The sequence below is a fragment of the Thermoproteus sp. CP80 genome, assembly GCF_002077075.2.
In the GTDB taxonomy this organism is placed as follows: domain Archaea; phylum Thermoproteota; class Thermoprotei; order Thermoproteales; family Thermoproteaceae; genus Thermoproteus.
Map to the genome: position 1 here is coordinate 1 of NZ_LCWM02000041.1, position 11,425 is coordinate 11,425.

At 54.7% G+C, this 11,425-nt stretch carries 7 protein-coding genes and 4 pseudogenes; 4 read left to right on the plus strand and 7 right to left on the minus strand.

All coding sequences use genetic code 11. The features are described from left to right. Nucleotides 1-294 (minus strand): annotated as a pseudogene (locus tag B7L68_RS07630) (DNA-processing protein DprA); the annotation flags it as partial. Between the two features lie 85 nt (nucleotides 295-379). On the opposite strand from B7L68_RS07630, the gene B7L68_RS07635 reads away from it, so the two are divergent. Together B7L68_RS07635 and B7L68_RS08740 are read left to right on the plus strand one after the other, a co-directional pair. Beyond that, a complete protein-coding gene (locus B7L68_RS07635) occupies nucleotides 380-1,771 on the plus strand; it encodes a hypothetical protein (RefSeq protein ID WP_081247084.1) in 1,392 nt (463 codons plus the stop codon). 310 nt (nucleotides 1,772-2,081) lie between these two features. Continuing rightward, nucleotides 2,082-2,915, plus strand: a complete 834-nt coding sequence (locus tag B7L68_RS08740; protein WP_162008416.1) for a CAP domain-containing protein — start codon at nucleotides 2,082-2,084, stop codon at nucleotides 2,913-2,915. A gap of 547 nt (nucleotides 2,916-3,462) precedes the next feature. Here B7L68_RS08740 and B7L68_RS08980 read toward each other — a convergent pair. The 4 genes and pseudogenes from B7L68_RS08980 to B7L68_RS07650 form a co-directional block, all read right to left on the minus strand. Continuing rightward, nucleotides 3,463-3,963: pseudogene (locus B7L68_RS08980) on the minus strand (AAA family ATPase); the annotation flags it as partial. Between the two features lie 60 nt (nucleotides 3,964-4,023). Continuing rightward, nucleotides 4,024-5,034 (minus strand): annotated as a pseudogene (locus tag B7L68_RS09060) (hypothetical protein); the annotation flags it as partial. After that, nucleotides 5,016-5,276 carry a hypothetical protein gene (locus B7L68_RS08515; protein ID WP_143615325.1) on the minus strand — a complete coding sequence of 87 codons (261 nt, stop codon included), beginning with the start codon at nucleotides 5,274-5,276 and terminating at the stop codon, nucleotides 5,016-5,018. The gene B7L68_RS08515 and the pseudogene B7L68_RS09060, both read right to left, overlap by 19 nt. 88 nt (nucleotides 5,277-5,364) lie before the next feature. Next, nucleotides 5,365-5,715 carry a MaoC/PaaZ C-terminal domain-containing protein gene (locus B7L68_RS07650; RefSeq protein WP_238136383.1) on the minus strand — a complete coding sequence of 117 codons (351 nt, stop codon included), beginning with the start codon at nucleotides 5,713-5,715 and terminating at the stop codon, nucleotides 5,365-5,367. A gap of 41 nt (nucleotides 5,716-5,756) precedes the next feature. Between B7L68_RS07650 and B7L68_RS07655 the strand changes: the two genes are divergently transcribed. Then, nucleotides 5,757-6,950, plus strand: a complete 1,194-nt coding sequence (locus tag B7L68_RS07655; RefSeq protein WP_081247087.1) for a S8 family serine peptidase — start codon at nucleotides 5,757-5,759, stop codon at nucleotides 6,948-6,950. Here B7L68_RS07655 and B7L68_RS08990 read toward each other — a convergent pair. Both B7L68_RS08990 and B7L68_RS09065 read right to left on the minus strand, forming a co-directional pair. Further along, entirely contained in the window at nucleotides 6,930-7,589 is a 660-nt protein-coding gene (locus tag B7L68_RS08990; RefSeq protein WP_162008417.1) for a protein kinase family protein, read from the minus strand. The two genes, B7L68_RS07655 and B7L68_RS08990, sit on opposite strands and share 21 nt — an antisense overlap. 451 nt (nucleotides 7,590-8,040) lie before the next feature. Further along, nucleotides 8,041-8,394, minus strand: a pseudogene (locus tag B7L68_RS09065) (ankyrin repeat domain-containing protein); the annotation flags it as partial. Between the two features lie 736 nt (nucleotides 8,395-9,130). Between B7L68_RS09065 and B7L68_RS07670 the strand changes: the two are divergent. Next, the gene (locus tag B7L68_RS07670; protein ID WP_081247090.1) at nucleotides 9,131-10,552 is read left to right on the plus strand and encodes a hypothetical protein; all 1,422 of its coding nucleotides are present in this window, start codon (nucleotides 9,131-9,133) and stop codon (nucleotides 10,550-10,552) included. Nucleotides 10,553-11,425 lie beyond the last annotated feature (873 nt).

Here is an 11,425-nt window from a genome sequence, read left to right on the forward strand (position 1 = left end):
GCGTTGCGCCTTTATGCCGAACTGGACTTGGTACTTCGTGCCCCAGCGCGTCTGGCGGTATCTGGTCTCCGGGATTATCACGGCGTGGGACATGCCGGCGATTATGCGGTTCCTGGCGGCGAGGCGTTGCCTCGTCGCGGCGGGATCCCTCAGGAGGTGCTCGGCCACCACGGCGGCCTCCTCCGCCAGATCGAAGAGCAGATGGGCGTCGCGGCTGAGCGCGCTCGGTCCGTCGAGTAGATGCGGCAGTACTCCCACCACGGCTCCGCCAGCCCTAGCGGCAGCCTCCGCGGCCTCTCTGTCTACATCGTATTGCTACTAAAGAACAGATTAGTAATTTAATACTCAATATTTAAGAACCTTTATCATCACTTAGAACATGAAAACCAACCTAGGATTGATCGCCGGGCTGGTTGTGAGTCTTCTACTGGCGGCAGTCTTCGCTGTACTGTGGTTTGGCGCCTACGAAGACAACAACCTCCTAATGAACCAAGTGAAGTATCTCACTCATCAGCTGGAGGGCAACTTATCAACGCTTCAGAAAACAGCACAACAACTAGCCGAAACCCAAAAACAACTACAAGACACCCAGAACCAGCTACAAGATACCCAAAATCAACTAAAAGATGCTCAGGCTCGGTTGGCCGAGACTCAAAAACAGCTACAAGATACCCAAAATCAGCTGGAGCAGACACAAAATCAGCTACGAGATACTCAGGCGCAGTTAAGCCAAGCGGAGGCCCAGCTAACACTACTTGAAATCCAGAAGAACCAGCTGGTTAACCAGCTAGCGCAACTTAATGCTACTTATCAACAGCTGAGGAACAAAGTATATGCTGGCTATGACCTGGTACAGCAAGCAAAGGCTCTCCTCAACGAGATCACATTAAATGCGCCACAGGTTGACGATGTGTGGACATTCACACAGACATACACCTACACATATAACCCCTTACCTTCCGGTTACTTCTACCATTTTGACTTTTCTTTGTATAGTTACCAAACCATAGAGGTTTCGACCTCTGAGTCTCTTTACATCGCCTTCTTCACGCCTAACCAATACGAGGCGTGGCGCAATGGGTACGGCGGGACTCCGCTGGCGTCTGGCCGCGGATACGTTAAATTTACGCCGCCAAACAACGGGACATATGTATTAGTTATCTATAACGACCTTGGGTATGGCGTTGACGAGTTTCAAATCACATATCGATACTTCGAGACCTGGCACTATTACGATGGCTTTCCTCTGAATCCGGTAACGCCCTACGTCGTGGGGACTCCTGGCACGCCTTCTCGCGACTTCTTCCGTCTTTTTGCCATATATAACTATTGGCTCGAAAACCGACAGCAACTTGCCGATGCGGTTATGCGCCAGCTCAGCGCGACGGCCTTCTCTCCACAACAGCAACTGCAGTTAGACACGCAGACGCTCTACGCCCTCTCGCTAGCCGCCCTACTTAAAGACGCGGGGTTCAACGTTTCTTTTGTTGCAATAGGTACTAGTTGGAGTGATCCATTCGGTGCCGACTCGATCGTACCCGTGGTGCGGTTCTACTCCCTCATAAATCCCAACGCCACCTTCAACGACATGTTCAATAAGATCAATACAGGTTGGATGCACGTCAAGTGGTTATCAAGGTCTTCCTATGTTGGCTACTATTTCTACGTCGTTATCGACACCTATAATGTGGTTGAGGCGGTCGACCGCCAGCTAAGCACAACGACGCCGTTTAACGTGATCTACGTAGACGGCGTAACCGAACTTCCATAACGTGAGCAAGCTTAAGTGCGAGCAACGGAACGGCTACCTCGTCTGTTATCCACGTAGGAGAAGAAAGAAACCGAAGAGAACTGTAGTCAAGGTGTTGGCGGCTCTGGGGATAGTCGCATTTTTTCTCCTCTTATTTTATCCCTACATAGGCAATCCGGAGGCACCTCGGCCAGTTCTGCCCCCCATCCAGACGATTACTCCGCAGACACTCACGGACTTCGCTAGGCCGACAAATTCGGCAAACGGAATAGTTGCGACGTCTGTTACGCAGACGCTCGAGCTAGAGGATAATGTCTCCAAGGTACAGGCGGTGGATTATCTGAACTATATTAGAAGCGAAGAGGGAATCCCGCCGGTACAACTTATTAACCTTAACGTAGCCAAGTACAGGGCGGAATACCTCGCCCAGACTAATTTATTCAGCCACTACGATGCAGGGGGGAGGCATCCAGGCTACTGGTACACTCAGCTTGACGGCGGGCTCTACGGGGTGGAGGAGAACTTGATGGCGCGATACGTAATGGGCGGCGGCCAGCTCCCCAGCGAGGTCGCGGAGGTCAACTATACCGACGCCATATACAGCTTGGTGTTCAACGATGCCCTCTCCATGTGGGGTCACAGAGACTCTCTGCTTGATCCCTGCAACAACTACGCGGCTATGGCGACGTCTTACTTCTGGAACGGCACATATGGGGCTAGGTACTACGTGGTGTATATGGTGGCCAAGTGGGTGGAGTGGATCTCCCCACCACACTACGAAGGCGGGAGGTTCACCGCGGAGGGCTACGCCGCGCCGGAGATGAAGCCGAAGTTCTTCGCCGTCTACTACGCCGAGTATGAAAGCAACCCGGCGAGCCGCCATAGCTACGACGTCGGCGACCTCTACCTCTGCAAAGTGTTGGATAGCCCCCTCGCCACATGCAAAGACGCGCAGGAACCCGCAGGTACATTCATCGCGGAGAGAGCGCAAGACGGTAGGTGGTATATAAAGATAGATGCGTCAGCGAGCCTGGACAAGCCCGGTCTCTACACCTTCGAGATAATCGCCGAAGACCTTAGGGGGATAAAGTGGAGCCCTATGTCGCCGTGGGGAGACGCGAGGATTGGAAGATGCGTAATAATGGAGTACACTGTAGAAATCTAACGGCAAACTAATAGGATCCAATGGCCGGCTACACCGCCCTTGCGTAGTGTCTTATCGCATCTATTGTTTTGGCTATCGCGAGTACTATGTAGCCCACTCCGATCGCGCCGGCCAACGTTGCGTAGAACCGTCCCGAACTCCACTTCTCTAGTTCTGCTTGCATGGATATCATTGCAGAGATGATAAGCCATAGTATTGCAAAGGTGAAGAGCGCGCCAGCCAAATCGAGACTTGATACTTTCGGCATATAGACTAAAAGCAGGATAAGACCCAAGATGCCTATCAATGCAGAAGCCCAAGTTCTCCGACGCGCAAAAATAAGCACGACAGGTGCGATAACTGCAGACGCAAAATAGCCTGCAAACAAGGTGAATGTAAACATAGTAGAGTATATAGATTTATGATTTGTGATTATATAGATAAACGATACAAACAACAGAAAGAAGCCAAACGCTCTAAACAAATCTGCAGTTCCAACTATATATAAGCCTCTGCCTACAAATTGAGAAACGGACAGGTCTCTACTGCTTGACTTCTCCCTGACAATTACTTCTGCCTCTCTGACGGTTACCTCCGTGTCCACCGAGACGTAGGCCGCGGGGCCTGGCTGTACCTGCACCACGACGAACCTTATGGATCCTCCGTAGAACGGCACGTCGATGGCCTGGCCCCGCGTGACGGGCTTGCCCAGAAGGATCTGCTTCTTGAGGTATTCGGGGTCTACCCTCACCGGCTCCGTGGGGGCCAGCACGACCCTCTGGGCGGGCCTCAGGGAGATCCTCCTCACCTTGACGGTGTCGCCGATGCCCACGCCGGCGTTCTGCCTGATCATCCCATCCATCCGGATTATATCCTTGTCCTCATCCTCGGGGTAGGCCGGCCAGACCTGGGCGTAGGCCGACTTCCTCCCCACGATCTCGATGTAATCGCCGGGCTCCACGCCCAGCCTCTTCATGATGCGGATAGGGATCCTTACAATACTACGACCTGAGTCCTGTGTCTTTGCCTCAAAGACTCTTAGTGCCTCTGGTGCTGATGATTTATACATAAGCTCTCCCTCCGGCTGTTGCTGTTTACCTTGCGCCATGCCGTTATGCCGTATTTCTATCTCGGTGGATAGCTGAACGTAGGCGACTGGAGCCGGGACTACATCCTCAACTCTGAGCGTTACAGTTTTGTCCTGCTGGGGCACAGCAGTAATGTTTCCTCTCGCAAGCGGTTTGAAGAGTAAGTATCTCTTGACGTATTCGGCGTCTACGGGTTGATTTGCCCTGAGAACGATCTTCTCGGCTGGCGGCAACACCGCTTTCTTTACGCGCACATAATCGCCCAATTCGGCGCCGACGTTAGACCTCGTGACTTCGTCCATCTTCACCACGTCTTCCTCATCAGTGGGCTGGGCCACGGCGTACGTCGACTTGGTGCCCGTCAGCTCGACGAAGTCTCCTGACTTTAGGCCTAGCCTCTCCATTACCGAGAGGGGAAGTCTGACTGTTCCGAGTTGCGTCTCGTGCTCGGCCAAGCTGCCCACACGCAGGACGGCCTCGCCTGGCCCGGCCGCAGGCGGCCTCTTCGAGGTCGCCTTCCGTCGGAGCTCCTCCTTAGCCTCTGCCGTAGCGGCGGGAGGGCTAGGCGGGGGCGCTGTGTTGGCGGCTACGGTAGGCGTCTTCACCGCTGGCAACTGGGTAATCATCGGCGCGTTAGCTCCTACGCGCGGCGCCATGTTCGGGAATATGTGATATAGCACCTCGACAACGTTTGGGCTTAAGCCATGGATGTACGCGCTACGCACAGCGTATCTGTCTATGCCGCTGGCGTCTAGCGCGGTAGATATATACTGGGCAAGTTCATCTATCTCACATCTCTTGATCGCAGATGCGATAACGATGGCTATGCGCGACGGTATCTGCCAGTCCTCAAAGCCTTTAGGGATTCTCCTATAGGCCGCTATGAACTCGTTAAGCTCATAGACTGCATCGGCAGGCATACACGAGGGAGGGGACGGCAGCTCGGGCCCGCCCTTGACGATGGAAACACACCTCTCTATGCACCTATATCTCTCCGCTTCGTCCTGCGCAGATGAGCATAAGTCCGCACAGGTCAGCATGACCTCCACCATGCGTCTTTAGGCGCTACGCTTCTTGCATCTACGATTGACCCCCTCATCCGAACTCTCTGGGCAGAACTCTCAGTTTCAAAAGAGAGAAAAGGAGATAGCGTAATCAAACTTAATATGTCTATATTATTTATAATAATTTCTGTAATTTTTACATCATGGACTTCATATATTGATTTGATTATATATAATAAATTTGATTGATACAATACTGTTGGTGATGTAAGTATAGCTGAATAATCCATAGTTTGTTTAGTGCTTTTATTTAAATATATCTCCCTACATGTGAGGTGCTTCAGCTAATTGGGCGCCGAGAAACTGTTCCAATGAACACTAGTCATTTATGTCTTGCTCTCCATCAAGACTCGACCCAGTCCTCTGGTTCTTCACCTTGTGTCGGAGGCGGACCACGCCGCCTCCCCTGTATTTCTCCGAGGGCTTCCTGTCGAGAACCTCCGTCTCGACGTAGATGGTGTCGCCTATCCTGACCGGCTTGAGGAAACGCGCGCCGACCTCGAGCAACGCTATGGCAGTCCCGTAGAGGTAGGGAGCGAATAGGCCCAGCGCGAGGGAGGCCGTGAGCATGCCGTGGGCTATCCTACCGCCGAATATGGTGGATCCGGCGTACTCGGCGTCCATGTGGAGGGGATTCCAGTCGCCCGTGAGCCAGGCGAAGGCCGCCACGTGGGGCCCCTACGCATACGCCGACCTGGGCCTAGCCCTCGATGGGCCTCCTCGTGGTCAAGATGGAGGAGGGGGAATACAGGAGACTTCTCTCCATGGGCATCAGGGCGGAGCCCGAGCGGGAGTACAGGCTCGTGGGCGCAGGCGCCGGGCTCCCCTGGAACCTCTCCCTGGTGGGGTGGAGCCGGGATCTCCCCTACACCGGGAAGGGCGTCACAATCGCCGTGATCGACTCAGGCGTCGACCCGGAGGCCTGCGGGCTGGAGGGGAAGGTTGTCCACGCGAAGAGCTTCGTGCCCGGCGAGGGGCCGGAGGATCTCCACGGCCACGGCACAGCGGTGGCGTACGTCGCCGCGGGCGCAGACGACAGATACGGAGGGGTGGCGCAGGACGCCAAGGTGGTCAGCCTGAAGGTCTTCTTCAGAAACGGGATCTCCCTAGACCCCATCATACTCAGAGCTCTCCACGAGGCGCTCAACCTAGACGTGGCGGTGGTCAACATGAGCTTCGGGGGGCCCGGCGGGCCCGACGCCCCCGTCTCCAGGGCCGCCAACATGCTGATGGCGAGGGGGAAGCTCCCCGTGGCGGCGGCGGGCAACGAGGGGCCCGGGAGGGGGACCGTGGGCGCCCCGGCCGCCGGCGAGCTGGTGGTGGCCGTAGGCGCCGTGAATAAAGAGAGGAAGGTCACGGACTACAGCAGCAGGGGGCCGGCGGACGGGCTTATGAAGCCCGACCTGGTGGCCCCCGGCGGCGACAGAGGGGGGCCTGTCGTATCGGCGAGGCCGAGGGGCGTGCCTCCCATAGGCTCCCCCGTGGACGACTGCTACACGGGCGTCATGGGCACCAGCTTCGCCGCCCCCCACGTCTCGGGCGCCGCCGCCCTGCTCTACGAGGCCACGAAGAGCGCTACGGCGGCCAGAGACGCCATTCTAAACACAGCCGAGGACCTGGGGGAGCCTAAGGAGGCGCAGGGACGGGGATTATTGAGGATAGACCGGGCACTGGGGCGGATACGGGGAACCAACCAACTGACAGAGGCCGCCGCCCCGCTCCTGGGGCTGATAGGGCTAGCCGCGGTTCCTCTGATAGGGATGCTCTCAGCCGCGGCCAGAGAGGCCAAAATAGAAAGGCTGAGAACGCTTTACAGAGCCGGCCAGATCACTTATATCCAGCTGTACACGCTCTATCAACGCGGAGAAATTACGCTGGAAGAATTAAACAAGATACTGAGGTAACCCCCTCCTCCTCCACTCCGCCGCTATCCTCCTGGCGGCCTCCTCGGCGCTCGGCCTCCTCCAGGGCTCCAGCTCAAGCGCCCGCCTCACGAGGTCGGATAGGCCGATCGCCTCGGCCTCCCTCGCCGCCCCCTCCACCCTCTCCCGGCTCCACTCGGCGCCGTCCACGGCCTCGGCGCCAATCAGGTCGAGGGCCAGGTTGGCAAGCTGGTACACGTCCACCCTATCCTCGAAGCCCTTCGCCCTGGCCTCGGCCCCAAGCCTCACGTCCACCTGCTCAGGCGCGCGGAAGCCCGGCGTGTAACTATCAGCCCTGCTGCCGGAGATCCGCGAGAGGAGGCGCCTCACCGACGCCAAATCCGCGACCTTACAGACACCCCCCGCCACGATCACGTTCTCCGGCTTGAGGTCGCCGTGAACCACCCCGCGGCTGTGGAGGTAGCGGAGGCCCCAGGCCACGTGGACGAGGGCCTTCAACACATCTCTGGGAGACAACCTCTGGTCCCTCAGGGACCCCCCGTCGCCCCACTCGTAGGCGAGGACGCCGTATTTCGGCCAGGCGTCGGCGAGGCGGAGGACGTTCCTGTGGCTCAGCGCCTTGACCGCCTCCAGCTCCTTGAGGACTGCGGGAGGCGCCACGGTGAGGCGGGGCGCCCCCCTCGAAGTCCGCCCTGTAATGCGCCGGCACCTTCACGGCGACCTCCGCGCCTTGCCACACGCAACGGTATACGCAGAAGTAGGCGCCGCAGGCGAAGCGGACGCAGCCGGACAGCCCGAGCTCCCGCACGTCGAAGGAGGGGCCGGAGGGAGAAACCGGCGCGTAACTTATAGCCTCCCCCGAAAGCCGCTCCACCAGCTCAACGTCGGCGAGAGGCCAGAGGGACGGGGCGGTAGATGCCCCGCGAGGCGGCGGGGATTGCGCTGGGGTAGGCTGGGCCGTGGGAGCTGGGGCGGGGAGGGGGACGGCCTTCTGAGACCCGCCCGGGGGCAGGGCCTCCGCCGCCTCCCGCCGTTGCCGGCGTTGCTGGGGCGGCCTCCTCTGCCCCAGCCACTCCTCGATTAGGGAGGCAACCCCACGATAACCCTTCTTCCTGGCTAGGTCGAGAGGGGTCTCCCCGTCCCCGTCCTTTACCGTCGGATCCGCCCCGTGCTCCAGGAGAAGTTTGACTATCCCTACATGGCCCCCATATGCCGCGTCGTGTAGCGGCGTGAAGCCGTGTTTATCTTTGGCGTTTGGGTTTGCGCCTTGTTCCAAGAGAAGCCTCACAACGTCGACATGACCCCCAAACGCCGCTGCATGTAGCGGCGTACTGCCGTCTTCGTCTTGGGCGTTTGGGTCGGCGCCTTTTTCCAACAGCTCTTTCACGCGCCGCACATCGCCCTTGTAGGTGGCGATACGGAGCTCTAGATCCTTGCGGGAAAGGAGTCGCTTTATCCAATCCACGTATGTTTGAGGTTACGATTAATATAGTTTTTGTAGGTCTGCCGTTTGGGGGCGTGCGGTTCCCCGGCGTGGGGGTTTTGGCGTGTGTCCACTAGGGGTTGTGCGTCGTCTCCGGCCTTATGCCTTGGGTAGTTGATGTAGTGCATCGTATTTGGGGGTGCGCGACTGTTGCAGGTTGTTCTGTTGCGGTGGTGTAGCTTCGAGGTGATGTGTGGGGTGGAAGCCCGCGGAAGCGCCGAACGCCGCGTCTCCGTAACGGTCTCGGCCCGGCGGTGGGCCTTCGCCGCGCCTCCGGAGCCGCGCCGCTCAGCGGCGTTGCGACCACCGCGAGCGGCTGGCGGGGTTGCGAAGGGGCAGGGCCCGGCCGCCGCACGCCGGCCGCCGGATGAGCCGGCCCGTGTGTGAGTTCGTAGGCCGTATGCTTCCGAGCCGCGGGGGCCGCCCACGAGGAGGCCGTGGAGAGGGGCGGGCGGGGGCTTCCTGAAGCCGGAGGGCTTCGGGAAGAATGTCGAGGGGTGTCCCGTGGGGACCATATGCGGAGGGGCTCGGCCTGAGAGGGGGCGAAACAGCAAGACCTCCGAGGATGGTGATGAGGTTTTGTAATATATCCTTAAACTTGCTCATTAATTTCATAACCCGTTACTGACAAACAGTAACTCTATAAAAATTCACAGTGAGAACAACGAAACATATAGAATGAGGAAAGGATTTAAAATTATATGGCCATCTTATTTAAATGAGTTATGAGGAATTGTTCGTTAGGTTATTGCTTGAGAATTTGAGGGGTAAGCCACGTCAAGTCTCAGCCATAGCCTTCCAAGTCTCCTCAGCATACATAATAGCATACCCATTTAGCAACATTAAATTACCATATATGAACATACTCGTATTACCATTGACGATAGTACTTTGGATGATTACCTTGATTTCTAATTGGTGGTTATTTAATAAAGTCTCGATTGATGAGGTTGCGAAAGATGTAGTCAGTATGTTACCTGAGGTCATTAAAGAACTTAAAGAAGATATCTCCATTGAGGCATACATTAATAGTGTTATTGAAAAACTAAGATCATTTAATAAAATTAGTATTAGGAATGTCTTTAAGGTATTTGCAGTTATCGCAATTCCTTATATACTTACCCTGGTATCCGCCTTCCTATTTATTGAGCGGGTGCTCGGCCTACCAATAATGAACCTGCAAGGCATGTATTTGGCTGCGGCTGTAGCCTGTATAGCGTTTACTTACGAGTTCCTTAGTGCTTTACCTGAAGCTGAGGTGCACGGGGACATTATGGGCATCGCTGAACATGAGCTTGTCAGGAACGTGTTTGATGTTACTATGCCAAGGTTTACTATGCTAACATCAATAGTGAAAGGAGCCTTTGGACTTAAACTGTCAAAAATACCTATGAAAGCGGCAATCATGCTTAATGATTTATGTACACCATCGCCAATCATCAGCTTATTAACCCATGAAAATGAGAAGGATAATGATACGCCCATGGTCATAGCATTAATACCTTGTAATGAATTGGCGATTAAAGAAAAGACTAAAGAAAGCAAAGAGAGCAGTGTAGTCCCACTCGTTAATGAGCTTATGACACAATGCATCGAAAACCTACGAACAGCACTCTCAAGCCTTGGAGCTCAACCACTCTGCATGGACAGAACAACTATAGACAGTATAGTGAATAACTTAAGGACAATACTGAGGAGTTGCTCGAGGAAAAGCCCAAACAGTGGGGTGAGTGTGCATGAGAAGATTTGCGACGTTGGTGATGTTGCAGGCGTACCTCAGCTCCTCAGTGCCAGATTGCTCCAATGCATCACAAAGGCGTTAATCGAATTTCCAGGTCGCATTGAAAACGATGGCTCGTTAATGGTCCTTACGCTTTTGATGAAGAATTTCGAAATTAAATACCAAGTTAATGAATCGAAAGGCATTACTTTCATCGATAATACGAGAGGACTAAAAAGATTCAAGATAAAAGGATTCACTTGTAAGCCGCAGAACGGAGATACCGTATTAAGAATCTCTATTATAGCAACCACAGGAATCTACAAGGCAAACCTAAATCTCGTACTAATAAAACAACTAGCAGGTGGCCACACCAATAACCCTAATCCCAATGCCCCAGAGAGACGGGGCATCCCCTGACTTACCAAGGGCCATAGAGAGCTAGTCTTAATGCCTAGGTGCCTTCACTGCAGCTTCTAAGGTTCCACACCGATTAAGTACCGTGGATTAGGTTTCATGGGTGATACAGTACAAATGCAACGAATGCATTTCAATCCTATATGAACATTACAGAAAAGGCAAGCCCAGACCCTGTATAAAGGCTAAACTCTGACGAATTTAATAATCATAGAATCATAGATAAGATCTAAGTCAGTCGATTGAGCATTGAGTTTTCGTAAACCGCTTGAGGTGTTGAGATGTAGTTACGTATGCCTGGGCAATGCTTTAAATCACGTGGTGGGTAATGCTAGATGAGTTCGTATTGGTTGAGTATCGTAACCACGGTCTTGAGTGGTTTCATGGGTTACGTCTACGGCATCGTGGCTAAGCTAAGCTTCAGGTATCTTGGTATAACCGGTAACCTACTTGGTGCCTCATTACCATTCTCAACATAGTCAGTGATCGGGAGCTACTCCTATTCGCGCTTTACGCCTCGATCGCTATTGGTAGCCTAATTATCGACATAACCACCGCACTATCTCCTTGGTCAATACCTCGGCTGAAGCCGGTGGCATGCATGAGCTCCGTAACGATCAGCCTTTTCGCGTAGGAGTTTCGCAAGGGTCTTAATGCCTAGGCAACGCCCATCTTTCGTATCGACGTCCTCAAGTTTTTAACCAGCGCTTGGCTATGAGGGCGTGATGCTGCTGATAAGCGACCTACACAAAAGCCTCGACAGCGTGGAGGAGATGAACTCTGTCAAGTGGTTGCTCGACGTCTTGGACGGGCTGAAGCCGGACTATTTAATTGGGGCGGGGGATTGGGGGGAGGCGATGACTGCGGACGATTTTT